The sequence below is a fragment of the Pseudoalteromonas piratica genome (assembly GCF_000788395.1).
GTDB lineage: Bacteria > Pseudomonadota > Gammaproteobacteria > Enterobacterales > Alteromonadaceae > Pseudoalteromonas > Pseudoalteromonas piratica.
The window spans coordinates 420,941-446,896 of record NZ_CP009888.1 but is presented as its reverse complement, the minus strand read 5'-3'; the positions used below and the strand labels follow the sequence as shown (position 1 = coordinate 446,896).

At 40.1% G+C, this 25,956-nt stretch carries 22 protein-coding genes and 1 other RNA gene; 11 read left to right on the top strand and 12 right to left on the bottom strand.

Translation table 11 applies throughout. The features are described from left to right. Positions 1-8: 8 nt before the first annotated feature. The 7 genes from rpsI to OM33_RS01870 all read left to right on the top strand — a co-directional run bounded on the left by rpsI (position 9) and on the right by OM33_RS01870 (position 7,147). On the top strand, positions 9-398 hold the full coding sequence (rpsI, locus tag OM33_RS01900) for a 30S ribosomal protein S9 (RefSeq protein ID WP_038638019.1): 390 nt from the start codon (positions 9-11) through the stop codon (positions 396-398). Between the two features lie 383 nt (positions 399-781). Next, entirely contained in the window at positions 782-2,857 is a 2,076-nt protein-coding gene (locus tag OM33_RS01895) for a TonB-dependent receptor plug domain-containing protein (RefSeq protein ID WP_038638017.1), read from the top strand. A 577-nt stretch (positions 2,858-3,434) separates the two neighbouring features. Next, positions 3,435-4,025, top strand: coding sequence for a ubiquinol-cytochrome c reductase iron-sulfur subunit (gene petA / locus OM33_RS01890; RefSeq protein WP_038638014.1), 591 nt, complete (start codon positions 3,435-3,437; stop codon positions 4,023-4,025). Beyond that, positions 4,025-5,290 (top strand): cytochrome b, encoded by a 1,266-nt coding sequence (locus tag OM33_RS01885; protein ID WP_038638011.1) that lies wholly within the window; start codon positions 4,025-4,027, stop codon positions 5,288-5,290. The genes petA and OM33_RS01885 overlap by 1 nt, the downstream gene beginning before the upstream one ends. Then, entirely contained in the window at positions 5,287-6,024 is a 738-nt protein-coding gene (locus OM33_RS01880; protein WP_038638008.1) for a cytochrome c1, read from the top strand. Before OM33_RS01885 ends, OM33_RS01880 begins: the two co-directional genes overlap by 4 nt. A gap of 77 nt (positions 6,025-6,101) precedes the next feature. Next, entirely contained in the window at positions 6,102-6,725 is a 624-nt protein-coding gene (gene sspA, locus OM33_RS01875) for a stringent starvation protein SspA (RefSeq protein WP_038638005.1), read from the top strand. Then, on the top strand, positions 6,725-7,147 hold the full coding sequence (locus OM33_RS01870) for a ClpXP protease specificity-enhancing factor (protein WP_038638001.1): 423 nt from the start codon (positions 6,725-6,727) through the stop codon (positions 7,145-7,147). Before sspA ends, OM33_RS01870 begins: the two co-directional genes overlap by 1 nt. Before the next feature lie 55 nt (positions 7,148-7,202). On the opposite strand, the gene OM33_RS01865 is transcribed toward OM33_RS01870, so the two are convergent. From OM33_RS01865 to OM33_RS01835, 7 genes are read right to left on the bottom strand one after another with little or no spacing between them, the layout of a single operon-like run. Next, positions 7,203-8,465, bottom strand: coding sequence for a TRAP transporter large permease (locus OM33_RS01865; protein WP_038637999.1), 1,263 nt, complete (start codon positions 8,463-8,465; stop codon positions 7,203-7,205). Next, positions 8,452-8,916 (bottom strand): TRAP transporter small permease, encoded by a 465-nt coding sequence (locus OM33_RS01860; RefSeq protein WP_038637996.1) that lies wholly within the window; start codon positions 8,914-8,916, stop codon positions 8,452-8,454. The genes OM33_RS01865 and OM33_RS01860 overlap by 14 nt, the downstream gene beginning before the upstream one ends. Continuing rightward, positions 8,900-9,868 carry a TRAP transporter substrate-binding protein gene (locus tag OM33_RS01855; RefSeq protein ID WP_052140863.1) on the bottom strand — a complete coding sequence of 323 codons (969 nt, stop codon included), beginning with the start codon at positions 9,866-9,868 and terminating at the stop codon, positions 8,900-8,902. The genes OM33_RS01860 and OM33_RS01855 overlap by 17 nt, the downstream gene beginning before the upstream one ends. Positions 9,869-9,916: 48 nt before the next feature. Continuing rightward, positions 9,917-10,480, bottom strand: coding sequence for a division/outer membrane stress-associated lipid-binding lipoprotein (gene dolP / locus OM33_RS01850; protein WP_038637993.1), 564 nt, complete (start codon positions 10,478-10,480; stop codon positions 9,917-9,919). Next, entirely contained in the window at positions 10,480-11,067 is a 588-nt protein-coding gene (locus OM33_RS01845) for an SIS domain-containing protein (RefSeq protein WP_038637990.1), read from the bottom strand. Before OM33_RS01845 ends, dolP begins: the two co-directional genes overlap by 1 nt. A 1-nt stretch (position 11,068) precedes the next feature. Continuing rightward, complete coding sequence (locus OM33_RS01840; protein WP_038637987.1) at positions 11,069-11,440, bottom strand: YraN family protein; 372 nt, start codon at positions 11,438-11,440, stop codon at positions 11,069-11,071. 15 nt (positions 11,441-11,455) lie between these two features. Then, entirely contained in the window at positions 11,456-13,333 is a 1,878-nt protein-coding gene (locus tag OM33_RS01835; RefSeq protein WP_038637984.1) for a penicillin-binding protein activator, read from the bottom strand. Positions 13,334-13,396: 63 nt separating this feature from the next. Between OM33_RS01835 and rsmI the strand changes: the two genes are divergently transcribed. The 3 genes from rsmI (at position 13,397) to rnpB (ending at position 16,272) form a co-directional block, all read left to right on the top strand. Next, positions 13,397-14,278, top strand: a complete 882-nt coding sequence (gene rsmI / locus OM33_RS01830) for a 16S rRNA (cytidine(1402)-2'-O)-methyltransferase (protein ID WP_038637981.1) — start codon at positions 13,397-13,399, stop codon at positions 14,276-14,278. A gap of 69 nt (positions 14,279-14,347) precedes the next feature. Next, positions 14,348-15,847, top strand: a complete 1,500-nt coding sequence (locus OM33_RS01825) for an OmpA family protein (protein ID WP_038637978.1) — start codon at positions 14,348-14,350, stop codon at positions 15,845-15,847. A gap of 61 nt (positions 15,848-15,908) precedes the next feature. Then, positions 15,909-16,272, top strand: an RNA gene (rnpB, locus tag OM33_RS22095) — RNase P RNA component class A. A 260-nt stretch (positions 16,273-16,532) separates the two neighbouring features. Here the strand turns inward: rnpB and OM33_RS01820 are convergent. Continuing rightward, positions 16,533-17,408, bottom strand: a complete 876-nt coding sequence (locus OM33_RS01820; RefSeq protein WP_081990988.1) for a TolB family protein — start codon at positions 17,406-17,408, stop codon at positions 16,533-16,535. Positions 17,409-17,562: 154 nt separating this feature from the next. Between OM33_RS01820 and OM33_RS01815 the strand changes: the two genes are divergently transcribed. Continuing rightward, entirely contained in the window at positions 17,563-18,183 is a 621-nt protein-coding gene (locus OM33_RS01815; RefSeq protein ID WP_052140862.1) for a TetR/AcrR family transcriptional regulator, read from the top strand. Here OM33_RS01815 and OM33_RS21915 read toward each other — a convergent pair. The 4 genes from OM33_RS21915 to OM33_RS01795 form a co-directional block, all read right to left on the bottom strand. Next, positions 18,178-22,449 (bottom strand): PAS domain-containing protein, encoded by a 4,272-nt coding sequence (locus OM33_RS21915; protein ID WP_052140861.1) that lies wholly within the window; start codon positions 22,447-22,449, stop codon positions 18,178-18,180. The two genes, OM33_RS01815 and OM33_RS21915, sit on opposite strands and share 6 nt — an antisense overlap. A 197-nt stretch (positions 22,450-22,646) precedes the next feature. Beyond that, on the bottom strand, positions 22,647-24,044 hold the full coding sequence (gene glnG, locus OM33_RS01805) for a nitrogen regulation protein NR(I) (protein WP_038637971.1): 1,398 nt from the start codon (positions 24,042-24,044) through the stop codon (positions 22,647-22,649). After that, positions 24,041-25,120: a nitrogen regulation protein NR(II) gene (glnL, locus tag OM33_RS01800; RefSeq protein WP_038637967.1), complete on the bottom strand. Its 1,080-nt coding sequence runs from the start codon at positions 25,118-25,120 to the stop codon at positions 24,041-24,043. Before glnL ends, glnG begins: the two co-directional genes overlap by 4 nt. 129 nt (positions 25,121-25,249) lie before the next feature. Then, positions 25,250-25,780 carry a DUF4124 domain-containing protein gene (locus OM33_RS01795; protein ID WP_052140860.1) on the bottom strand — a complete coding sequence of 177 codons (531 nt, stop codon included), beginning with the start codon at positions 25,778-25,780 and terminating at the stop codon, positions 25,250-25,252. Between the last annotated feature and the right edge of the window lie 176 nt (positions 25,781-25,956).

Here is a 25,956-nt window from a genome sequence, read left to right as displayed (position 1 = left end):
CATAACTCATGGCAAATCAATACTACGGTACAGGTCGTCGTAAAAGTTCAAGTGCTCGCGTATTCTTACGCCCAGGTACTGGCAACATCGTAATCAATCAACGTTCTATCGAAGAATATTTCGGTCGCGAAACTTCTCGCATGGTTGTTCGTCAGCCGTTAGAGCTAGTTGAAATGACTGAAAAGTTTGACCTTTACATCACTGTTGAAGGTGGTGGTTCTACTGGTCAAGCGGGTGCTATCCGTCACGGTATTACTCGTGCGCTTATGGAGTTTGACGAGTCTCTTCGTTCACCACTTCGTAAAGCTGGCTTCGTTACTCGCGACGCTCGTAAAGTTGAGCGTAAGAAAGTGGGTCTTAAGAAAGCACGTAAGAACACTCAATTCTCAAAACGTTAATTTTTTACGTTTACAAGAATTACAAAACCCGAGTTTTTGCTCGGGTTTTTTATTGCCTAAAATTCCTTCTTTTTAGTTTTTATCAACTTTCTAATACCAATTTTGTTAAGTACGTGTGCAAGGTTAGCGCTGTAACCATGAAACGATAACTAGGCGTGGTTCTTCTTATGTAGTTGTTCTCCATTGATAAATTCTAACGTAGTAAGCATGATAATTAGTCCGACAGGATGACTAGTTACTTAAGTGAACTGGTAAAATTATTGCCAAAACCCTTTGTTACGCCTCACTACACTTCTCAACAATTTCCCACAGTCACTTACAGTGTGAAGCAGTAAAATTTCCGCGTTACTTACTCTACAAATAAATTGTATCAAGGAAATGATATGACTTCATTTAAACGTATGTCATTGGTGGCAGCGGCAATAGCAGCCGTTTTTGCCAATAGTACATTTGCTAAGCAAAGCAATGAACCAAATATTGAACGCATTCAAGTGGTATCGAAACGCTCAAGTGTGCTTACTGAAATTACCGAAGATGCTGAAAAGCTGATTAATATGCCTGGTGCGTTAGGTGACCCATTGCTAGCGGTATATGCATTACCCGGTGTGGTTGCCGCAGGCGGTTCAATGGGGGAGCCTGCTGTTAGAGGTTCATCGCCAGATGATAATTACTTTGAAGTTGACTTTATGCCTGCAGGTTATATTTTCCATGACTTTGGCAGCTCGATTTTTAATAAATACTTAGTGCAAGACTTTCGCCTTTATTCCGCAGGCTATGGCACAAGTTTTAGTGATGCAACCGGTGCTGTATTTGATGTCACACTGCGCAACCCAAAAAATCAGAATATCAAAACCACAGTTGATTTTACTATGTTTAAAGCGGGGGTTTTTGTTGAAGGGGCGCTGACCGATGATATCGCTTTTTACCTTTCTGGGCGAAAAAGCACATTGCCATTATTTTTTTCAGAAGGTGAAGAAATCGAAGATGAAGATGGAGAAAGTACAGGCATAACGGTTAATGAAGCGCCAGATGACTATGATTACCAAAGCAAATTTGTCTGGGATGTTAATAGTAGTAATGTATTAAGTGTATTGTTCACGGGGGCAGAGGATAGTGCCGCAGCAAGCTTTAGTGAGCGAGCGGACTTATCACTTAAAAATCCGGATTTTCAAGGCGATGCAGATTTCTCTCGCTCCTTCGATAGCCAAAATATTATTTGGGATCATTATGGCAAAGGTTTTCAAGCTAAAGCCGGTTTAGGTGCATTATCACATTCTGGACGATTAGATTACGGCCGCAGCCCAATAACGCCTAGAGGCTATTTTGAAGAAGAAAAAGAAGATCTCATAACTTATAAATGGCGATTAAGTTTTAATGTTGCTGGTGATGACTTACTTACTTTTGATGCCGCTTATTTCGATAAAACGATTAGTTATGAATACGATACCTTTTTGTATGTTTGTACCGAGCTTGACCCTGATTGTGAGCTTACAAAAGGAGAGCGCATAACGGGGAAAAGAGAGGTGGATATTGGTAGTTATTTTATCGGTGCAAATTATCAATATACGATTACCGACTCGATAATTGCTGATGTTGGTGTGCAGCATCAAAAAAATGATTACAGTGATGAAGCGTTTACTCATCCTCGCTTAGGATTAACGTATCATATTAATCAAACACAGTCTGTATGGGCTAAATATGGTAGTTACAATCGCTTGCAAGAAATTGACACGATTTTAGAAGATACAGGTAACCCCAATTTAAAGTCGCAAACAGCAAATCAATCGGTTGTTGGTTATCAGCAGTTTTTGGCGGATGACTGGAGTTGGTCAATTGAAACCTATTACAAAACTATGGATAACTTACCGTTAGCGCTTACTGAAAACGATGCTGACCACTATTTACGTTATAGCAATGATGTTACGGGAAGAGCTTATGGTGTCGATTTACTGATTAATAAAAACAAAACCGATCGTTGGTACGGTTGGATGAGTTTAAGTTATGGCAAAAGTGAACGTACTGATGAACGCCGTGATATCACTCGCGACTACTATGCCGACACACCACTGGTGTTTAATATGGTGTTTAATTACCAAATTAGTGAACGCTGGAATGGCGGTTTCAACTTCACTGCGCGCAGTGGTCAATCTTACACGCCTATCGTTGGAGTTCGAGAAAACCCTGAATTTGAGGGGAATTTCTTACCTGAGTATGGCGAACCATTTTCAGAACGTTTCGACACATATCATCGCTTAGACGTACGATTTGAGCGTAAAACAGACTTCTTTGGTTTAGATGCGTTACTCATTTTGGAAGTGATGAACTTATATGCCAAAGACAATACTGCTTACATTGATCTTGACTACACTAAAGTAAAATCGACAGATGATTTGATTTTAAACGAGCAGAGCGATGACTTTGAAATGCGTCCTTCCGTTGGATTTTCTTTCACATTTTAGTCACAAATTAGTCTAAAGCGAGGAATTTCCTCGCTTATTTCATTGGTTAATCCTCCCGCAGGTTGCTATACTCTGGCTTGCATCAAATGTGGCCAGAAAAGCATAATTTAGCGACTAATACCAACTCACTTAAATAGCTGATCATCCTAGCGGACTAAATATCATGCTAACTGCGTTAGAATTTATCAATGTAGAACAACTACATAAGAAAAATTCCGCCTTGTTATCATTTCATTTATCTAACGCTATCACTGATCACATAGTTAACAGAATTGGTATAATAACTTTGAATTTCACACTTACTTTTGCAGAGTTTTGATCTCTATCAGGACTCACTTATTCATTTTTGGGTAAGCTCTGCAAAAGCACAGAATTTTCACAGTTTTAGGCTGTGTGTTCGTGATTTCAAATAAATCGAACTAAAATACAATTTAATTGTGCTTGAAGACCCGTATAACCTTGTTTTAATCAAGGCTTTTATTTATGATCGCACCTATTTTGTAAAGTCAAAATTTAAACTGCTGTAACTGATGTTCTCAATATGGCAAGTGTTGGGAATCATAGTGGAGATGAGTGGATGAGCAATGCGCCAGTAGACAATAGCCGCCGTCGCTTTCTAACTATCGCAACTTCTGTTGTTGGTGGTGTGGGAGCTGTAGGGGCTGCTGTTCCTTTTATCGCGTCGTGGAACCCAAGTGAGAGAGCAAAATCTGCAGGCGCGCCTGTAGAAGTTGATATCTCGAAGCTTGAGCCAGGACAATTAATTCGTGTTGAGTGGCGAGGTAAACCTGTATGGGTTATCAATCGTACACCAAAAATGCTTGAGCAGATGAAAGCTCACGAAGGTCAACTTCGTGACCCTAATTCTGACGAGCCGCAACAACCAGAGTTCGCAAAAAATGCGTACCGTTCGCAAAAAGAGAATATCTTTGTTGCTGTAGGTATTTGTACTCACCTTGGTTGTTCACCAACTTTCCTTAACGGTGGTTTTGGTGAAAAGGTTGAAGGTACTGAAGACGGTTTCTTCTGTCCTTGTCATGGTTCTAAGTTTGATATGGCTGGCCGTGTTTTCCAAGCTGTACCAGCACCATTAAACCTAGAGATCCCTCCTTACACATTCATTGATGACACCACTATCTTAGTTGGTGGAGAAGAAGGGGCTGCGTAATGTTTGCTAATATTATCGACTGGATTGATCAACGTATTCCGATGACTCGCGTTTGGAATATGCACATTGCTCAATATCCTGCGCCGAAAAACTTTAACTTCTGGTACTTCTTTGGCTCACTTGCCATGCTAGTACTTGTTAACCAAATCGTTACGGGTATTTGGTTAACAATGAACTATGTTCCTTCAGCAGAAGGTGCGTTCGCATCAGTTGAATACATCATGCGTGATGTTGAGTACGGCTGGTTACTGCGTTATTTACACTCAACGGGTGCTTCTGCATTCTTCGTTGTTGTTTACCTACACATGTTCCGTGGCATGATCTACGGTTCTTACCAAAAGCCACGTGAATTACTGTGGTTATTCGGTATGTTCATCTTCTTAGCGCTAATGGCTGAAGCATTTATGGGTTACTTATTACCTTGGGGACAAATGTCTTTCTGGGGTGCACAGGTAATCATTTCACTGTTTGGTGCAATTCCGGTAATTGGTGAAGACCTAACTCAATGGATCCGTGGTGACTACGTAATTTCAGGTGCAACGCTTAACCGCTTCTTCGCACTACACGTAATTGCATTACCACTGGTACTCGTTATCTTAATTTTCTTACACATTATTGCACTTCACGAAGTGGGTTCTAACAACCCAGACGGCGTTGAAATTAAGCGTAAGAAAGGCACTGTTGCTGAAGAAGATAAAGCGAAATTTAAGTTCCACGAATACTATACAAGCAAGAAAGACATCGTTGATGCGATTCCATTCCACCCTTACTACACAGTTAAAGATATTGTGGGTGTGACAGGTTTCTTAATCTTGTTCTGTTGGGTTGTTTTCTTTGCACCAGAAATGGGTGGTTTCTTCCTAGAAGCGCCAAACTTTGAAGCTGCAAACCCGCTGAAGACACCTGAACATATTTTCCCTGTTTGGTACTTCACACCGTTCTACGCAATCCTACGTGCTATCCCTGATAAGCTACTAGGTGTAATCGCGATGGGTGCATCAATTGTTGTGCTTGCGTTATTACCTTGGATTGACCGTGGTAAAGTGAAATCAATTCGTTACCGTTGTGGTTTCCACAAGTTAAACATTGCTCAGTTTGTTGTTACTTTCATCATCCTTGGTTGGGTTGGTGCAACACCACAAACAGACTTTAAAACTGTGTTATCACAAATTACGACTGTAACTTACTTCATGTTCTTCGTATTACTGTTCTTCTACAGTAAAAACGAAAAGACTAAGCCACTGCCAGAGAGGTTAACGAAATGATGAAAAAGCTAATTATTGGTTTATTCGCTTTGTTGCCTTCATTAACAATGGCAGCAGGCCCGTCGGTTCCACTATTAGATGCGAACCATGATTTAACGGATAAAGCGTCTTTACAACGTGGTGCTAAATTGTTCATGAACTACTGCTTAGGTTGTCACCAAATGCAGTACCAACGTTATGAGCGTACATTCCGTGATATTGGTATTCCAACTAAAGTTGGTGAAGAGCAACTTATTTTTGATGGTTCAAAAGTAGGTAGTCACATTCTTAACGCTATCGAGCAAGACGATGCAGCTAAGTGGTTTGGTGCTCCACCACCAGATTTAACATTAGTAGCACGTGTTCGTGGTGCAGATTGGATTTACACTTACCTTAAGTCTTTCTATGTAGATGAAAGCCGTCCATTTGGTGTAAACAACTCTGTATTCCCATCAGTGGGTATGCCACACGTATTGCAAGAGTTGCAAGGTGTACCAACGGCTCGTTTTGAGGAAGTTGAAGAGCACGGTGTGAAAGTTCAGAAAGTAGTTGAAATTACGACTGATGGTTCAGGCGAAATGAGCGACGACGAGTATGACCACGCTGTTCGTGACTTAACTAACTTCTTAGCGTATGTTGGTGAACCAACACGTCTACAGTCAGAAGCGATTGGTTATAAGGTATTAGGTTTCCTAGTAATCCTATTTATCCTAGCGTTCTTACTGAAGAAAGAATACTGGAGAGATGTGCATTAATTTGCACACTTTTTAGCACAAAATTTGTAATAGGGGCTTAAGCCCCTATTGCTGTTTTTAATATACTGGAGGAAAGCATGGCTGTAGCTGCCAATAAGCGCCCTGTGATGACACTGTTTTCAGGTGAAAACTGTATGTATAGCCACCAAGTACGTATTGTACTTGCAGAGAAAGGCGTGAGTGTTGATATTCACCTAGCAGAAAAGGACAATTTGCCAGAAGCGTTACACGAAATTAACCCTTATGGCACAGTACCGACCCTGATCGATCGTGAGCTTGGTTTATACGAAGCAAACATCATCATGGAATATCTAGACGAGCGTTTTCCTCACCCACCATTAATGCCTGTATACCCAGTGATGCGTGGCCGTAGTCGTTTAATGATGCACCGCATTGAAAACGATTGGTACAGCTTAGCGAAGAAGATCTCTGCAGGTGTTGATGTTGAAACTTCACGTCGTGAATTAACAGAAGGCCTTTTAGCTGTAGCACCAATTTTTGGTGAAGCGCCTTACTTTATGAGTGAAGAATTCAGCTTAATCGATTGTTACTTAGCCCCGTTATTATGGCGCTTACCTGAGCTTGGCATTGAATTGACAGGTCAAGGTAGTAAAGAGATGAAAGACTATATGATGCGTTTATTTGAGCGTGAGTCTTTCCAAGCGTCTTTAACTGAAGCTGAGCGTGAGATTAGACTTTAATGACTTCTAATCGCCCTTATTTACTTCGCGCTTTCTTTGATTGGATTGTCGACAATCAATGTACGCCACATTTAGTTGTTAATGCTGACTTTCCAAATGTGGTTGTGCCTATGCAGTTTGTACAAGATGGACAAATTGTTTTAAACATTAACCCTACAGCGGTTGCACAGTTCCATATGGATAATCATGAAGTGAGTTTCAATGCTCGCTTTGGTGGTCAGCCAATGCGTGTTGTTGTACCTGTTGGTGCGGTACTTGCCATTTATGCTCGTGAAAATGGTGAAGGTACAGTTTTCACACCTGAAGATTTTTCAGAGTATGAAGAGCATGAAGTAAGCCCCTTAGAGGAAGCGAAGCCTGAGGGCGATAACAATGATGAGCCACCTAAAAAGCGTGGTTCACATTTGAAAGTGATTAAATAAACACGTTTAAAAAACCGGCGAAAGCCGGTTTTTTTATCTCTAAACTTTAACCTTGTTATAGTCCAATCACTATATGTGGAAACATCACCAATAATCCTAACATCATTAGCATGATTATAAAGTATGGTACACATGCGCGAGCAAGCTGTGAGAGTGATGCATTGGTCAATGACTTTAAAACAAATAGATTAAAACCAATGGGTGGCGTAATTTGTGATATCTCAACAACAATCACCAAATAAATACCAAACCAAATTAGATCAATTCCAGCTAACTCAACAATTGGTAATAAAATGGCTGCGGTTAGAACAATAATAGAAATGCCATCCAAAAAGAGCCCTAACACAATAAACGCCAAAGTAAGGCATATAAGCAGCTGGTAATTGCTGAGCTCTAAGCTGGCAATCCAAGTAGCAAGTGTAGCCGGTAATTGTAAAAAGCCCATAGCGATAGTAACAAAGCTGGCACCAAGTAAAATTAATAAGATCATTGCACTAGTCAACGCAGCATCAATAAGACTTTCTTTTATCAAGCTAAACGACAGTTTCTTCTTAGCTTTTATTAAAATAAAACTGCCAACAATTCCGAGTGCTGCAGATTCACTTGGCGTCGCAAAACCAAAATATATAGCTGTGATAACAAACACAATAAGTGAAATAATGGGTAAAAGCTGCCAAGGGCTGCCCTTAGATGTTGCTTGAAAGGTCGCTTTTGGCTGTTTAAAGCCACGAATGGCAATATAGCTTGAAAACATTAACAGCAAGATTAAGCCCGGTAGAATACCCGCGATAAACAGATCCGCGATTGAGATATCGGCTGCGACACCGTATACAATCAGAATAATAGAAGGTGGGATCAGTAATCCAAGCGTGGCAGAACCAGCGAGAGAGCCGTAAATATCTTGCTCGTTATAGCCGCGTTTCTTTAGCTCGGGAATTGTCATACGGCCAATTGTTGCGGCAGTAGCCGCAGAAGAGCCTGACAGAGCAGCAAAAATGCCAGAACCAAACACATTGATATGTAAGTGACCACCAGGTAACTTAGTAAGTAATGGGCTTAAACCATTGAATAAGTCATCGGCAACTTTCGCTTTGTAAAGTAACTCCCCCATCCAGATAAATAAGGGCAGCGCAATAAGCGACCAAGGGGTTAAATGGGCAAATGCAGTGCCAGCGAAAATTAACTCTATAGCAGTATTACCATTTAATAATAATGCCAATAGTGAAACACCAATTAAACTAAAACCTATCCACACGCCTGTTAGCAATAATACAGCAAAAACCCCGGCTAAAATGATGCTTAAACTAACGATGTCCACGTAATACCTCCCACCCTTTTAAACCAATGGTCAATGTCATTATTACGCTGGCATAAACTAATATTGCCTGAATAGGCCATTCTAAAATTGCAATTTCACCGCTAGACACTTCTTTAAATTGATAAGAATCGAGAGTGAGTTGTAACAGTGCATATGAAATAAATACGCTTATAAGTGAAGCAAGTACGTAACTGAATAGTTCAGCCATATGACTGAGTTTAGGATTATGAAGCTCAAAAATCAGTGACACACGAATGTGCTTAGCTTGCTCAAAACTGTAGCCAAGAGCCAAAAAGAAACTACAAATTAGTAAGTAGCCAGAAATTTCATTGAGCGAGGGAATGTATAAGTTAAACGCTCTTAAAATTACTTGCATTAAAACCAACACAAAGATGGCAAAAATACACAGTATGCTGAGTGTTACATTAAGACGGTTAATTTGAGACAGCATGCTTAGCCTCTAAATAACGTGTTAAGGTTACTTGCTCGCTGCGAGTTGCTTCGGCAAGCCATGTTCCAGCCATTTTCTGACCTACAGCATTGAATGCTTGGCTTAGTTGTGGCGTGACCGTGGCTAGTTGCATACCTTGTTGTGTTAATTGGTTAGTCATCTGTAAGGTTTGTTGTTCAGCGCGTTGCCATGCAAGTTCTTGATAATTCTCCGAAATTGTTTTGATTTTTTGTTTTTGTTGTTGCGATAGGCTGCTATAGAGTTGGTGGTTCATAATCACCATATTTTTTGGGATCCAAGCGTTGATAGGGGTGTAATACTGGCTAAACTGCCAAGCACGGCTTGAGACGCCAGTTGAAGGTGAAGTTATCATGGCTTCAATCATACCTGTTGCGAATGCTTGGGCTATTTCTGCGCTGGAAACACTGGTTGGAATCATTTTTAAGTGGTCAGCTAATCTAGCTGTAATTGCACTGTAGCTCCTTACTTTTAGGCCAGTTAATTGCTCGCTTGAAGTAATAGCTTGTTGTGTGAATAATCCCTGAGCTGGCCATGGATTGGCAAATAGTAAGTGTAGCCCATCTTTGGCTAAACGTTCCTTTAGTGTTTGTTGTTGCACTTGCCAAAGCAACTTGGCATCGTCAAAGTTAGAAGCGATAAAAGGTAAATTATCTAATTGGAAAATTGCCGCATGGTTACTGAGTTGCGCAATAAATATCTCACCAAACTGGATTTGATTAGTGCGAACGGCGCGGTAAATCTCGTTATGTTTGTAGAGACTTTCAGCGCCATGAAATACGATTTCAAGATTTAACTCTTGGCTTAACCTACTCGAGAATTCTTTGCTAGTTTGGGTGACGTATACTCGCTCACTGTAGGGAGTTGCCATATGGAGCTTTGCAGTTAAGGATGAAGAGATAACAACGAGTAGGAAAACGAAAAAATAGCGCATTTTATTATTCTTATTTTATGAAAAAAGGCGCATTGTGCGCCTTTTGTTTTATAGATACTCAAACACTTTAATGACTTTTTCTACGCCAGACACATGACGGGCGACATCGGCTGCCAAATTAGCCTCTTTCTCGGTCACTAAGCCCATTAAAAATACTTCGCTATTCTCTGTGATCACTTTAATATCATTCGCACTTACATTTTCTTCTTTTAACAACATGGTTTTTACTTTTGAGGTGAGCCATGTATCGTAAGTTTTAGTATTTATTCCAGTAATATTGCCAATGCGAATTTGGTTGTGAATTTTCTCTACACCACGGATCTGCTTAACAATTGTTTCGGCTTTCGCACGCATTTCGGTTGTGGGTGCTTGGCCAATTAGTAATACACGGCCGTTTAAACTGACAACAATAATATTACTGAACTTTGCTAATTGTTCATCATCTTTTAATGCGAGCGTTGCTTTGATTTCAAGGTTGTTGTCATCAATCTGAGTACCGAGTGTGCGACGGTCAGTTGCTGATGTAACAGCACCTGCGGTGCCAGCAACAATAGCAGCACTGCAACCTTGAAGTAGCAATACTGATGCAATAAATGCAAGTTTAAACTTCATTAACTATCATCCTGTGGAAAGAGGGTTAAATCGATTAACTCACTTAAACAATGAATATTAAATAAGTGAGACTCGATAATTCTGCTTGGTCTTTTGGAAGGTACGCGTATTTCAACATCATTAGGCCCGAGTAGGCCTGCGAGTTCCCCGCCGTCATTTCCACTTAGTACGATCACTTGCATATCTTTAGTCAGGGCAGCCTCAACGGCACTAATTATCTCTTTCTCATTACCTGTGACCGTGATTACAACGAGTAAGTCACCAGGTTGCCCATAAGCACGCACTTGGCGGGAAAAGCTATCATTCATTGCTGGCGTTGCGTAACTTGATAAATGTGTAAGTTCATTACTTAATGCGATAGCGGGTAAGCAAGGTCGCTCTGTTTCGTAAAAATTAACGAGCAAATTGGCAAAATGTGAAGCCAACATGTAGTTATTGCTCCCGCCACAACAAAGCACTTTATTACCATTTATAAGGCTTTGCACTATTGTCAGTGCAGCTGATTCAAGTGCACTAGGTAGCGCTTCTCCAGCCGCAATTTGGGCTTGAATACTTTCGGTGTAAATTTCTTTAACGAGTTCTTGCATACTAAAATGCGCTTTTTATCCAAGTATATTGATAAGAATTTTGCCCATTTATGGCAACAAAGTCGACTCTAAATGGACAATCTTCTAGGCTATTTTGTTTCAAATAATAATAGATAGTACGCGTTAGTTTTTGTTGCTTTGCTTCTGATAGCGCATTAATTGCCCCACCAAATGCATTGGATTTCCGATATTTCACTTCAACAAATACTAAGGTCGCCCCTTCTTTCATTATCAAATCGAGCTCGCCATAACGGCAACTAAAATTTCGTGTTACAGTTTGCAAGCCTTGTTGTTTTAAATAGTGCTCTGCTTGCAGTTCGAAAAAGTTACCTTTCTCTTTACTGTTTTTGAATAACTTTGAGGTCCATCCCATTGTATTCCCTATACCTTATAGTGTTGCTTCCTGCGTTTCTTGCTGATGGTTTTTAATAAATAACGGTGTTGGTTTTTCCGTCTTAATATCAAGCGTCACTATTTGTTTTTCTCGATATTGAGCCCACTTCAATTGTCGCTCAACATCACCGTCTTGATTTACAGTAAGGTTGCCGGTAAGCCCCGCTAAGGTTTTTCCTGGTACCATTTGTAATTGCCTTAAGTGTGGGATCAGCTGAACAGCGTCAAACCCCATGGCAAATAATTGTTGTTCTAAAGTAGAGCGCTCAGGCCATATTTCATCAAAATCGCTGCGAAGAGTTTGTTGTGTGCCTGTGAGAGGTAACATCCAAGGAATTTCAGAAAAATATAAACCTGCTAAGTCTTTTTTGTCGGTTTTATCTGATTTGATATCGTGACTGCGCGAACTGGCAAAAATAGGAATTCGTTTCGCAAACGGTGAGATATTTACGTCAAATGAAGGTTTCAGCAAACGCGTTTGAGTGGCATCTGCAATGATATAAATGGCATCGATATCGCGACGCGAACGCGGTTGATCATGCAGTTGCCCCTTGAACATTAAACTTATCTCTCGAATGCGTTGTTTACTTTTATCAACTTCAAGCAGCTCTCGCACCATTTTTTGAACATCTCGTTTATTAGCATAAAAGCCTATTTGCGGCTCATTTTCTGAAAATTCGAGCCATTGATTAGTAAAGTGATTTGCTAAGCGTTGACCTAAATGATTGCCAGGAGCAATCACCAGCGGCTTTTTAAACTCTTGATTTACAAAATGGTAAACCGCTTGTGTAACTTCATGTTCAGGGTTTAATGCGAATGCAAAATGGTCAATAGATTGCAATGCTTGTGGTGTTGTATTAAGGAACATGCTCGGGTAAGCGTCTAATGTGCCTGCTTGTTGCAATTTATCAATATTTGCTTTTAATAAAGGACCAATCACAAAATCAGGGTTTAATAGCGTGAGTTGCTCGGAAATTTGCTCGGGTGTTAACGCTGAATCAATAAAGTGAAGTTCACGATCTGGATGGTTTTCAGATGCAGCTAAAACGCCTGCTTTTAACGATTGTGCCAGCGCTTTTTGCTTACTTTGATTGCTCGGCAAAATGACGGCAATTTTATTAACGCGAATTGGTTCTACATTAATTATTTTTTGCATGTCGTCAGGCAATGCAAAGCTGGCAGGGTGATTTGAGTAAGCATAGTCCCACTTGTTAATTGCTGCTTGTAAAGAAGTTGCATCACCAATATAGAGTTGCGTATAGAGTGCTAGGCTAACCCAGCCGCGCTGAATACTGCTGCCCTCATTTAACGCTTCGAGCTGCTTTATTGATAATTGGTTTAACACCTGCCACAGTGATTTGTTAAGTTTATTCGCGTTAAATTGATGCTTATTTGCAGTCTCTGAGGCACGAATATAGTAAGGAGCTGCTTTATGGGGCAATGCTTGAGCTGCGTAAATATTACCGTAAATCTCTTGGTGTAAATAAAAATGCATCGGTGATGTGAGCTTGGCATTAAGAGATTCAAGTGTGCGCAGTGCTGCGTGGTAATCTTGTTGTTGTGTATAAGCAAGTGCAATATATAACTGGTTGCGCACAGTATCTGGACCGTCTGATTCGATCAGTAACTCGCAAATGGTAATAACAAGTTGCCAATCTTGTTCTTCAATTGCTTTGTCTCGAGCAGTATATAGCAGCTGAATCTTATCAAAATCTCTTTTAGTAAGCGCTTTTTGATATAAACTTTGTGCATTGAGATCGACCTCAACTTTTGGTTGAGTTTTGACCTGTTCTACAACGGGTGTTTTTTCAGTTGTACTACACGCTGATAACAAGGAAAATAGAGCCATTAACCCTAATAGTTTTAGTCTCACGCTGATCTCAGTCTTTTTCTATGCAATTAGGTCATATATTACAAACTGTTGTAGGAGAGCTCAATGACAAATAATCAGAAACCAAGCAATTTAGGTACATCAGGCGAAAGTGCCGACCAAGGTCAATTATTTGTTGTTGCAACACCAATTGGTAATTTAGAGGATATAACGCAGCGTGCACTGAATGTATTGCAAAGTGTTGATATTATTGCTGCGGAAGATACTCGCCACACAAATAAACTGCTGAGTCATTTTTCAATTCAAGCAAAAATAGTTGCGGTTCATGATCATAATGAAAAACAAAAAGCGAGTGAGCTGTTAAGCTGGTTAGAACAAGGCTTAAATGTTGCGCTGGTGTCTGATGCAGGTACCCCGTTAATTAGTGATCCTGGTTATGCTGTTGTGAATTTGTGTCGTGAACAAGGCGCAATGGTTAGTCCTATTCCTGGCGCATGTGCTGCGATTGCTGCGGTCTCTTGCTCAGGATTACCAACCGACCGTTTTCAATTTATCGGCTTTACGCCAGCCAAAAGCAAAGCGCGACAGGACTTCTTTGTCGATGCCTTTAATTCAGGTATGACGAGTATTATGTACGAAAGTACGCACCGTATTATGGCAAGCTTAGATGATTTAAAGGCCGCCTTGGGTGATGATCAGAAAGTGGTATTGGCAAAAGAGCTTACAAAGAGTTTTGAAACGTTTTTTAGTGGTACAGTCGTTGAGTTAATAGCATTTTTAACTGAAGATCCAGCACGCCAAAAAGGTGAAATTGTACTAATGTTGCCAGGTAAGCAAGCAAGTAAAAATGAAATTTCACCAGAGGCAATAAAGCTTATCGAATTACTGCAAAGTGAAATGCCGTTGAAAAAAGCCTGTGGCATTGCAGCGGATTATTTTGGTTTAAAGAAAAACGCTTTGTATAAAGCAATGCTCGATCATGAATAGATAACAAACCCTCACAAAGCGCATAGTGAGTGCGCTTTAAAATTTTAAACAACAGATTAAGGAAGATAGATGTTTAAAAAAGCATTCGCATATTCATGCGCGCTCTTACCAATACTTGCAATGGCCAATTCAGATGGCTTAATCGTAGCAAAAAATGACAGTGCCAAAACTATTAGTAGTGCACAATATGAGTACGTCCCCGTTGAAATTATGATGGACAATGAAGGGGGGCAATCTGTCGAAATTACAGGTCAATATAAGTCTTATGTTCAACAGCAAGGTAATCAGACTGGTATCAGTTATTCCCATTACCTTGAAGACTTGGCAAACAAACTGATTGCTCAGGGTTTTACGGTTGCGGCAAAATGCTTGAAAGATTGCTCTACCAAACCTTACCGAAAAACTATTGATGATAGCTTTCGCTATAACAATATTTACCAAGTGAGTTATACAAGCGCTAGGAGCAATCGCTTTGGTTATCTCTCAGCAATAAAAGGAGAGGTGGGGAATCGACAAACAATTCAAGTATTTGCACAAAATGGTCATCGCAACGTTTTGCTCAATGCCTATGAGCAGGTTATTGAAACGCAAATGCCAAATAGCGGTATCACTGTTGCGAGCAACTTTGAAATTAAACAGCTTGATTTTACTAGTTTAAAAGCATCTAAAAAAGATGCGATAGGCAGTGTTGATCATCCTATGATTGAGCGCTTTCCCGGGAGTTATATTGTTGCTTCGGCGGTGAATGATTTTGAATCATATCCTTTAATTATCGGGCCATATAAAAAGACGATACCGACGAAAAAAGTGAGTGGTAAAATTACCACTATCAGTTATCGAATTGATCCCAAAGTGGGGCCTTACGCAGTGCATCATAATTATATTAATGCATTACAAAAAGCAGGATTTAGCCTTATTTATGAATGTAGTGCTAAAACTTGCGGTAATTATGCTATACGCGACAATATTAAAAACACCATTCATGCAAAAAATCACGAGGCTGATTTTTATAATCTGACCAGTAAAAGTCATTACTATTTATTTAGTGCTGAAAAAGTGACTGCTCAGGGTAAAATCTATGCAACCATGTATAGCTCTCAAAAACGCGGTCAATATGATGTGGAAATGGTGGTAGATATCATTGAAGAACGAGCTATGAGTCAAGTAGCACTTAATGTAGACAGTGATACGCTCGGTAAACAAATTCAAGCGACAGGCAGTGTGTCATTGTATGGTATTGAGTTTGATTTTGATAAACACACGCTTAAAGCAAGTTCGGATAAACAGTTAGCTGAGATAGCTGACTTTTTGAAAAAAACTAAAAATGTATCGCTTTATGTAGTGGGTCATACTGATAACAAAGGTAAGTTTGGCTATAACCAAGATTTATCAAAGCGCCGTGCTGCAGAAGTGGTTAATTCTTTGGTCACACACTACAAAATAGATAAGCAGCGTTTAACGCCAGTTGGTGTTGGACCAGTTGCACCAAAAGCGGCGAATGATACCGAGACAAATATGCAGCAAAATAGACGTGTTGAGTTGGTATTAAAATCACCGCAGATTCTTTAATTACCTGGCATGTGTGCTAATAAAGCTAGCCGCCGACGTTAAAATCCGTATAATGTCGCCCTGAGTCAGCCAGATAATCGCTGCTTTATCGTTGTACTTTCGGGTATACGGGTAAAGGGGAGGAAAGTCCGGGCTCCACAGGGCAGGGTGCCAGCTAACAGCTGGGGGGCGCGAGCCTACGACAAGTGCAGCAGAGAGGAGACCGCCAGCTTAGGTTGGTAAGGGTGAAAGGGTGCGGTAAGAGCGCACCGGGCCACTGGTAACAGTTGGTTGCAAGGTAAACTCCACCCGGAGCAAGACCAAATAGGGTTCCTTATGGTGTGGCCCACATCGGAACCGGGTAGGTTGCTTGAGCCTTGGAGCGATCCAAGGCCTAGACGAATGATTATCCACGACAGAACCCGGCTTACCGGCTGACTCATCAAATTCAATAAAAAGCCCAAGCTAAAATGCTTGGGTTTTTTGTATGGATTATCCACTTCACCCATAAAACAGCGGCTTTTCAGCTGATTTAATAAAAACACATCGTCGTTTTTCAAAAACGCATAGCTTTGGAGTAGGTTGCAAACACTTTGTTTTCTAAAGGGGGCTGAGGTCACTTTAATTTTTAGCTTGTTTAATACTTGGCGACCTAACGTTAAAAAATAAAGGTAGCCAAGCGATTAAATTACAAGTGTTTAGCAATTTACATAGGTAAAGCACTCAATGAAATTTGATAGAGGTTGCCAACGCCCTTTTCAATACGTGTAAAAAATAAATATTGGCCGTCAGGCGATACAATGGGTGTAAATTCATGATCTTTACTATTCACCTTATCTCCCAAATGCTTTGCGATGGTCCATTTTCCATTTATTTTATGAGAAACATATAAGTCACCTTCACCTAAGCTATCAGCGCGTCGCATACTAAAAATGATGGTTTTGCCATTCGGTAATACCACAGTGTCACCAATTAAACCTTTTTCGCCGAACATTTCAGAAGGCAGCGCTACAGGTTTTTCAAAAGATTTGCCAATCGCTTTTGCAACATAAAGTAAACGTTGTTCATTTCTAAATGATGGAAAATACAAATCACCATTTGCGGTGATAGAGGGATACAAATCATGCTCAGACGAGCTTAAGTGATTTAAGTACTCTGGCGTACCCCATGTATTTTTATGATGACTAACGCGCCACAGGTTGATGCTACTCGCTTCTTGTTCCGAATTATCAATAGGTCGCTTTGAGACAAAATAAAGATATGAAAAATCAGCGTTGAAATAGGCATCTGCATCTAAAAACTGACCAGAAAAAGGCAGAATAGTGGACGCTTGCCATTGATTGTTTTGGTAAGACGACTGCATCATGGTGCAATGTTTAAAGTCGTTTGAACACCGTGAAAAGATAACTTTGTCACCGGCTTCATTAAATACGCTGTTGATCTCAAATTGCGTCGTTGAGATAACGCCAGGTGCAAATTGTACTACTTGGTCATTCGCCTGATAATTATCGTATGGTTTGGCATCGACGGGCATTACTGATAATGCCAATAGTAATATGGAATTTTTAAAGAATGTGTTCATAAATATCTATCAGTTAAGTTAGTTTGAATTATGAGCGATTATACAGGAATAATGTAAAATGTGAATTCAGGTTCACATTTTGCGGTATTGTTTAACTTGATGGTGCTTTTGAAATCACGCATCATATTGATATGTTTTAAGTCGTTAAAAAATTATGGCTAGTTTAGTTATTAAAGCCCATCAGACGAGAAGTTTGAGCACACAAAAAAAATTACTTAATGCGTTATATGTCAAATTAGAAGATAAATTTTTTGAACATATTTCGGTTAAAGAGCTAGCGAGCGAAGCAGGTGTCTCTGTCGGTACGTTTTATCGCAGATTCAAAGATAAAGAGTCTCTTCTTCCTTTGTTGTACCAAGATTTTGGGCAAGATTTAAAGTTCTGGTCAGAAGTACAGGAAAAGCGTCAGCATACAGATTTAACTGAAGCGATTAATGTACTCGTACACGAAACATATCTATTTATGAATGAAAAAAAAAGTGTGTTTCGAACCTTGCACTTGAATGCGCGTTTGCACTCAGACATTGTCAGCTCTGATCCTGAAGTCGACCGGAAAGCGGTATATCGTAATTTGGCAATGACCTTAGCCCCTTTTTGCTCGTCTCCCACCTGCGATGTAAGCAATAAAACTGAGTTTGCAGTATTTATACTGATTAATAGCTTGGTTGATAAAATTCTTTATCCAGATATTACTCCTGCTGTTGCTTGCAGGCATAATGGCGATATATTTAGAAAGGAATTGGTGGTTTTGTTAACTAATTACCTGTCATCATAATATAAATACAGCAAGCTTTTCCTTTAACGCATCAAGTGTAATTGGTTTGGATATGTATTCGTCCATTCCTGCTTGCAAACACTTATCTCTGTCACCTTCCATTGCATTGGCCGTCATCGCAATAATGGTCGTGTTTTGGTGATGTTCACCTGCTTGCCCTTGGCGAATCGCATTCGTTGCTTGGAAGCCATCCATTTCCGGCATTTGAATATCCATAAAAATAATGTCGTATGGCTCTGTCGTTTCTTTGAGCTTTGCTATGGCTTCAAGTCCGTTTTCAGCAAGGTCGCATTGCTGTTCCAACTTGCCCAAAATCCCCTTGGCTACGAGTTGATTTACTTTATTATCTTCGACCAATAAGATTTTTAATTGCGGTAATGCAGCTTCTTCTTTTTGAACCTGAGCTTGACTTAACTCGTTAATGTAATGTCTTGTCAGCAGTGGTTGAGCTTGTTTCAGTGGTTCACCGTTATCCACAATGATTTGTAAGGCTGCGTGCAAATCGGTACTTGTTGCGGGTTTTGGAAAATAGCCACTAAAGCCAATATCAGCAAAGTACTTGGCATCGCCTTTGTGTTGCATTGATGTCATCATGATGAGCTTAATATCAGCAAGGCTTGAATCTGCTTTGAGCTCTCTAGCAAGCATATCGCCACTTAATTGAGGCATCTGCATATCAAGTATTGCAACATCAAATTTTGATGCATTTGTAAGGCTTTCACGGCAAAGACTCAAAGCATCATGCCCGTTGGTACAGGAGGTAACATGTGCGCCCCAGTTTTGCAGTTGTTTTGTCAGTATTTCACAATTAGTTTGGTTATCATCAACCACTAAGATATTCAGATCATCGATCGATACTGTAGGTTGATAAAGCTTATTTTGTTTGGCTTTTGCAACACGAATATTACATGTGAACTCGCTGCCCATATTTTGTTGGCTGACTAAAGTTACATCTCCCATCATGCGGTTACATAGCTTTTTAACGATCGCTAAGCCAAGGCCTGTACCACCATAATTGCGCGTAGTTGATGAGTCTTCTTGACTAAATAACTCAAAAACCTGTTGTTGCTTATTGGGTGCAATGCCAATACCTGTGTCTTTAACTATCAGTTGTAATCGCCAAAACTCATCGTCTTCATGTGCGAGCGAAGCGCTAATAACAATTTCGCCTAGATGGGTAAACTTGATTGCATTTCCGATAAGGTTCGACAATATTTGTCGGATCCTGCCGGGATCGCCAATAATGCTGTGTTCACTCAGATTAAGTGTATCCAATATTAGCTCAAGCCCTTTTTTTTCAGCATGCATTGCAAAGAGTTCAATCACCTCTGATAACATTAAATTGAGGTCGAATTGAATGTGTTCAAGTTCAAGTTTATCTGCTTCTATTTTTGAAAAATCAAGAATGTCATTAATGAGATTAAGCAGTGAATTGGCACTATTTTTAGCGATAGATAAGCGGTGGCTTTGCTCATCATTAAGCGGACTGTCGTGTAATAAGTCAAGCATGCCAATAACACCATTCATAGGCGTGCGGATTTCGTGACTCATACTCGCTAAAAACTCATCTTTAGCAACTACGGCCGTTTCAGCTTCCACTTTTGCTTTAGTGAGCGCTAATTCATTTTCAACCCGCTCTGTAATGTCGTAATTCACACCAACCATGTTAGATACTTGGCCGTTTTCATTTAGCTTATTAATAGCAGATGCTTTAATGTAGCGAGTCACGCCCGTAGGGGTGATAATTCTAAATTCGGTATCAAACTTTGAGTTTGTTTCAAGTGCATGTTGCAATGCCGCCACTGCATCGTCTTTATCATCAGGGTGTAAGCCGTTTTCCCAAGCGTCGTATGCACCTTGAAAGCCATTATTTTCAATGCCGTAAAGCTTAAACATCCAATCATCCCACTTTAACTCTTGGGTTTGGACGTTGTAATCCCAGATACCGATGCCGGCAGAGTCAGCAGCTAACGCCATACGCTGGTTTTTGTCTTGGATTTCGAGCTCAGCCTGCTTGGAATGATGAATGTCGATGTGGGTGCCGATCATTCGTTTTGGTGTGCCATCTGGATGCCTCGAAACAATTTTACCAGTATCGAGCACCCAAACCCATTCTCCATTTTTGTGCTTCATCCGAGTTTCACAACTGTAGTGTTCAGCATCGCCTTGCCAATGGCGCTGAAGTTGTTGCTCAGCTTTAGCGAGATCCTCTGGGTGAAGTAAACTCATCCACGTATCGACAGAGGTTGGCATCAATTCATCGAGAGTGTAGCCAATCATTGTTGCCCAACGATCATTAAATATAGTTTTTCCACTTTCGACATCCCAATCCCAAATACCCACACTCGTTGAGTGCAAGACAAACTCAAGGCGTTGGTTTGTTTCTTTTAAGTTATCTTGTGCTGCGATGCGCTCAGTGATGTCTTGAAATGAGCCAAATACACGTAAACATTGATCACCTTCCATTTCAGGTTGTGCTCGGGCTGCTACCCAAATTTCATTGCCTTTTGCTGTAATAAGCTGTAACTCTTCTTGAAAGGGTTTACCTTCTTCGATAGCTAAACGCATCAATTCAGCAATACGTTCTTGGTTTTCGCCTGCTTTATAATAATCGATGGCGGTATCTACTTGAGGTTCAAAGTCTTGCTCAACTTGATGAATGCGTTTGGTCATACTAGACCAATACAAAGAGTTATCTCTGACATTGTACTCCCAAGCACCAATTTGGGCTTGTTCGCTCATCTCTTCCATCAACTGTTGTTGAGAAAGCAGTTGTTCTCTTTGGTTGATGCGCATCATTTCGAAACCAATCCACTGTGCAAATAATCGAATGATTTCGAGGTCGTTATTGGTAAATGGGTGATGTGAGGGTTCGGGACTGGAAAAATTCAGTGTACCGAAGCGTTTGCCCTCAACAAAAATAGGACAGCCAATATAACTTTCTAGGCCAAAGTTTTTGTAACAAGGGTGGGTTGCAATGTCTGTTTCGGCGACATGATTATAAGCAAGCGCCTGGTTAGCCTTAAAGGTATGGTAGCAATAGGTTTGCTCGAATTCGAATTCTTGTTGAGGGGTTATTTCGTTATTTGGGCACGCACTGTAAAGAACTTTATAGTTATCAGATATTTCACTGACAATGCCAAATTGTAACTGGAAAATATCACAGCCGAGATCAAGAATGGCATTAATCTTATCATCAAGTGAAACACTGGTATCACTGGTTACTTCGTGTAAACGTTTAAGCGCAAACTCAGCATGTTTTTGCTCTGTAATATCATTTTGAATAATTATGGATGTACGCATGCCCTTATCGTTATCACGAAGGGGGACTATTGTTGTGCTAAACCAATACAAACGACCGTTTTTAGCTTTATTGCATATTTCGCCATGCCAGACTTTGTGATTAGCTAATGCATCAGTAATGTCTGAATAGTATGAGGTTTCGTGATAATTACTGCGTAGAATGTCTGTCGAATGATTGATAATTTCTTGTTCAGCATAGCCATAAAAGTGACTAAACATCTTGTTGTAATAGAGAATGTTTGTATTTTTATCGACTTGAATCACTACCGAATGTTTGTTTAAAGCAAACTCAAAATCACTTGCTCGATTTCGCTCTATTAATAATTTATTGTAGGTATCTGCAAGCCAAGACTGGGTCGGTTTAAGTAATAAAAATGCCAACCCCAACAGGCTAATTAACGCGCCAAACCAAATAATATAAATCAGCTCTTTTTGTGCTTGTTTCTCATTTAGAATTGCTTGCTCAAAGAGTGTAACAACCTGATCTAATTGCGTTAGTAAAGGGTCGGTGTATTCAGCTCTAAAAAATGCACTTTGTTTGCGTGAAAGAGAAGAGTTTTGCGCGAGCAATAAAGCGGCTGAAGTGTAATCGTTGATTTGCGCTGATAGATTATTGTCACCCTGATAAAGTGCTAGGATCGCAGCCTGGGAAGTTCGATCAAATTGTGTGAGTAATTGGGCTAATTGTTGTTGGTTATTTTGTAACTTAGATGCCGCTTTAATTAATTCTTGTTTGTGATAATCACTTTGTTGGGTATTGAGTGCATAACTCGCTAATAGCGCGACGCGTTGAGAGAGCATGCGCTGCTCTCCGGCAACATTTATGACATGGGCATAGCTCTCTTGTTTTTTTTGCTCGAACGTAATGATAAAAAATGAACATGAAATCAAAATAGCGATTACCAGCAGCGCTATTTTATAACGCTGCGAAAAGCTCGTCAGAAGAGACTCCGTGCTAAACATCTTTTATCCTGCTATTTTTCGTGAGAGCTTTAAATATTGCACTTTATCATCACTATCGCCAGCGCAAAATGATAAAAAACAGCCGCTTAAACTAAAACTAACTTTAACTACAAGCATATTACTTCAGATAAATGAGAGTGTTTAAAACATCACTTATTATTACTTTAATAAAATGAGTGCTAAGCGTTTATTTAAGCTTAGCGCTCAATGTTAAGCTCTTTTAACTTTCTGGTGAGTGTATTGCGTCCCCAACCAATTAAATGTGCAGCATCTTGTTTGTGACCATTACTGTGTTTTAATGCACTTTTAATGATTTGGCTTTCAATTTTATTTTGAATATCAGGCCAAATATTATGTTTTCCTTGTTTTAGCTCCGCTTCAAACCAAATTTGAAACTGCTGTTGCCAGTCGGTTTCTTGATTACTCTCACTGAGTACCGCTTGCTCTGTAATCTCATTGGGCAGATCTTCGATGCTGATTAATTGACCTGGTGTCATCACGGTTAACCAGCGGCACGTATTTTCAAGCTGGCGAACATTACCTGGCCAAGCAAATGCCATCATTTCTTTTGCAGCTTCTTTTGAAAGAATTTTACTGTCTACTTTTAGCTCTTTAGCGCTGCGAGTAAGAAAGAAATTGGCTAACTTTTCAATATCTTCACTGCGTTCGCGTAACGGTGGTAGCTTTAACCGCACTACATTTAAACGATGGAAGAGATCTTCACGGAATTTACCTTCTCTGGCTAACTTTTCAAGGTCTTGGTGCGTGGCGGCAATAATACGGACATCAACCTTGATACTTTGGTGTCCGCCAACGCGATAAAACTCGCCATCGGCAAGTACACGCAGTAAACGGGTCTGTACATCAAGTGGCATATCACCAATTTCATCAAGAAAAAGGGTTCCGCCATTAGCTTGTTCAAAGCGGCCTTTACGAACACTGTCTGCGCCTGTAAAAGCGCCTTTTTCATGACCAAATAATTCGGACTCTACCAAGTCTTTTGGGATTGCTGCCATATTGAGTGCGATAAAGGTTTTTTCACGGCGCGGGCTATGATTGTGCAGTGCCCCTGCAACCAGTTCTTTACCTGTACCTGATTCACCATTGATAAGCACGCTCATACTGGATGCACTGAGTTTACCAATGGCGCGAAAAACTTCTTGCATGGCAGGCGCTTCGCCAATTATGTCAGGCGCCTTTTTTTCCATTTTATTTGGTTTTATTTTCACTCGGGTATTTGCACGACATGCACTTTCAACCAGAGATACAGCTTCATTTAAATCAAACGGTTTTGCTAAGTATTCAAAAGCGCCTTTCTGAAAAGCTTGTACAGCTGAGTCGAGATCAGAGTGAGCAGTCATAATGATGACTGGCAGTCCAGGGTTTTGCTCAACAATGTCTTCCAGTAATGACATGCCATCTTGACCAGGCATTCTTACATCAGAAATAAGCACTGTTGGTTGGTCGTATTCAAGCGCTGATGCAGCTGCTTCTGCATTGGCAAATGACTCTGTGCTAAATCCTGCTCGCTTTAGCGCTGTTTCTAAAACAAAACGAATTGAAGCATCATCATCAACTATCCAAACAGTTTTCATTCTGGCTTCTCCATTGAAAGGGGTAAATAAATATTAAACTCGGTGTGGCCTTGCCAGCTATCACATTCAATATAACCGCGGTGTTGATCGATAAGGGTTTGAGCGATGGCAAGACCAAGACCTGAACCACCATCTTTATTTGTGACCATGGGAAAGAAAAGTGTTTCTTTTATGGCATCATCGATGCCTGGGCCATTATCAATAATTTGAATCAGTAAGGCGTTTTTAAAAGCTTTGTTGTGTAAACGTATATGGTGCTTTACGCGAGTTTTAAGCGTAATAGATCCTAACTCGGCAAGCTTATTGAGGGCATGTTGGGCATTCTTAACAATGTTAAGTAAGACTTGCTGGATTTTACCATTATCTATGTATACATCGGGAATGCTCGGATCGTAATCTTTTATTAGCTTAATTTTGTGTTGGTTATCGAGCAAACTGAGCTTAATTACTGACTCTAATGTTTGATGTATATTGATCCACTCTTTTTTCGGTAGCTGATTAGGACCAAGTAGTCGGTCAACCAATTCTGTGAGGCGATCTGCTTGCTCAATGATTAAGTTTGCACATTGCACGCGCTCTTGTTGATCGCTCTCATATTGCAGCAGCTGCGCTGCTCCCCGAATACCACCCAACGGATTTTTGATTTCGTGAGCTAGGCCGCGAATTAAATTACGCGCTGCACTTTGTTGGTGCATTTGATGAGATGCCTGGTCATGTTTTAATTCTTGGTTTAATGAGCGGCACTCAAGCAGCATTAAATTCGTATTATCGAGTTCAATACGCCTTGATGACACACTAATGGTGGCATGTCTACCATCGATAAATACAACGTTTGCGCGATGCTGAACACAGTCGTTACCATTGTTGAATGTATTCTCAAGAATTTTATTTAAATCAATAGAATGATGATGGAATAACTGCTTAAAATTAGTCGCAACAATACGTTTGGTACTAATACCAAATAGTTCACTTGCACTGGTGTTGGCGTAACAAAGTTTAAATTTGCCATCGACCAACAAAACGCAGTTCGTTAGGTTTTCGAGTAATTTACTGTAATTAGAGATGTCTTTAAGCATTACTGCACCATTTTAGTGCGTTGTTTTAAATAATATCAATCGAAATTGAAGATTACACTACAAAAGCAAGAAGTGTTCCGTTATTAGCTTATAACAAAGCTTTAAAATACTCGATTTTCCAGGGGGAGATTATTTTGCAATACTGCTCGCACGATGCATAAAAAAGGTGATTTGTTCGCTGGTGGCCACGACGTTACCTTCTTCATCAAATAGTTGTGCTTGGAGGGTATGCGCGCCTCTATCTACGTTACGCATTACAAATACAGCATTTGATTGGGGAGGTGTATTTCGTTTTCCATTAAACAAAAGTTGTGCTTTGAATTTTGGATTAAAACTTGGCGTTATACGGGCTGAAACATGCAGTGAGCCAGTATTGTCACGAATCGTTTCTTCATGGCTTGGTGAAACAATTTGAATGCCGTATTCAATGATTTTTGTTTGCGTATTGTTTTTTTCAAAGACGGATGTGTCTGCTTTTTTCATACTGGTGACTTTATCATCTGCGAGTGAGATCACTTTCGCGCCTGGTCGCTTAGTATCTGAAAATACTAAAACACCATTTTCATCACGCCACATGTAAATTTCTTTCGCAGCAAGGTCTGCTAAAGGAAATAACAGTAGAAAAATTAAGAGTGATAGCAGAGTGCTTTTTAAAGCCACATCGGATCCTTGCTTGTATATATTATTTTTATTTTAGTACCGAACCGGAAAGTTCGCCTGTTACCTTGTAAAAACAGATAGTAGAAACTGTCAGTTTAACAATATGATAAGGTACAGTTAGTACAAATGTATAATATATATAATCATTTTTCCACAAAAAAAGCCCGCAGAACGGG

What these genes read in the sequence shown, in the direction of transcription:
- OM33_RS01895 (WP_038638017.1), top strand. Translation starts at nt 782, where the DNA reads ATGACTTCATTTAAACGTATGTCATTGGTGGCAGCGGCAATAGCAGCC.
- OM33_RS01855 (WP_052140863.1), bottom strand. Translation starts at nt 9,868, where the DNA reads ATGCGCTATTTTTTCGTTTTCCTACTCGTTGTTATCTCTTCATCCTTA.
- petA (WP_038638014.1), top strand. Translation starts at nt 3,435, where the DNA reads ATGAGCAATGCGCCAGTAGACAATAGCCGCCGTCGCTTTCTAACTATC.
- OM33_RS01845 (WP_038637990.1), bottom strand. Translation starts at nt 11,067, where the DNA reads ATGCAAGAACTCGTTAAAGAAATTTACACCGAAAGTATTCAAGCCCAA.
- OM33_RS01885 (WP_038638011.1), top strand. Translation starts at nt 4,025, where the DNA reads ATGTTTGCTAATATTATCGACTGGATTGATCAACGTATTCCGATGACT.
- OM33_RS01880 (WP_038638008.1), top strand. Translation starts at nt 5,287, where the DNA reads ATGATGAAAAAGCTAATTATTGGTTTATTCGCTTTGTTGCCTTCATTA.
- OM33_RS01825 (WP_038637978.1), top strand. Translation starts at nt 14,348, where the DNA reads ATGTTTAAAAAAGCATTCGCATATTCATGCGCGCTCTTACCAATACTT.
- glnG (WP_038637971.1), bottom strand. Translation starts at nt 24,044, where the DNA reads ATGAAAACTGTTTGGATAGTTGATGATGATGCTTCAATTCGTTTTGTT.
- sspA (WP_038638005.1), top strand. Translation starts at nt 6,102, where the DNA reads ATGGCTGTAGCTGCCAATAAGCGCCCTGTGATGACACTGTTTTCAGGT.
- OM33_RS21915 (WP_052140861.1), bottom strand. Translation starts at nt 22,449, where the DNA reads ATGTTTAGCACGGAGTCTCTTCTGACGAGCTTTTCGCAGCGTTATAAA.
- dolP (WP_038637993.1), bottom strand. Translation starts at nt 10,480, where the DNA reads ATGAAGTTTAAACTTGCATTTATTGCATCAGTATTGCTACTTCAAGGT.
- OM33_RS01815 (WP_052140862.1), top strand. Translation starts at nt 17,563, where the DNA reads ATGGCTAGTTTAGTTATTAAAGCCCATCAGACGAGAAGTTTGAGCACA.
- OM33_RS01840 (WP_038637987.1), bottom strand. Translation starts at nt 11,440, where the DNA reads ATGGGATGGACCTCAAAGTTATTCAAAAACAGTAAAGAGAAAGGTAAC.
- OM33_RS01820 (WP_081990988.1), bottom strand. Translation starts at nt 17,408, where the DNA reads ATGAACACATTCTTTAAAAATTCCATATTACTATTGGCATTATCAGTA.
- rsmI (WP_038637981.1), top strand. Translation starts at nt 13,397, where the DNA reads ATGACAAATAATCAGAAACCAAGCAATTTAGGTACATCAGGCGAAAGT.
- rpsI (WP_038638019.1), top strand. Translation starts at nt 9, where the DNA reads ATGGCAAATCAATACTACGGTACAGGTCGTCGTAAAAGTTCAAGTGCT.
- OM33_RS01870 (WP_038638001.1), top strand. Translation starts at nt 6,725, where the DNA reads ATGACTTCTAATCGCCCTTATTTACTTCGCGCTTTCTTTGATTGGATT.
- OM33_RS01860 (WP_038637996.1), bottom strand. Translation starts at nt 8,916, where the DNA reads ATGCTGTCTCAAATTAACCGTCTTAATGTAACACTCAGCATACTGTGT.
- glnL (WP_038637967.1), bottom strand. Translation starts at nt 25,120, where the DNA reads ATGCTTAAAGACATCTCTAATTACAGTAAATTACTCGAAAACCTAACG.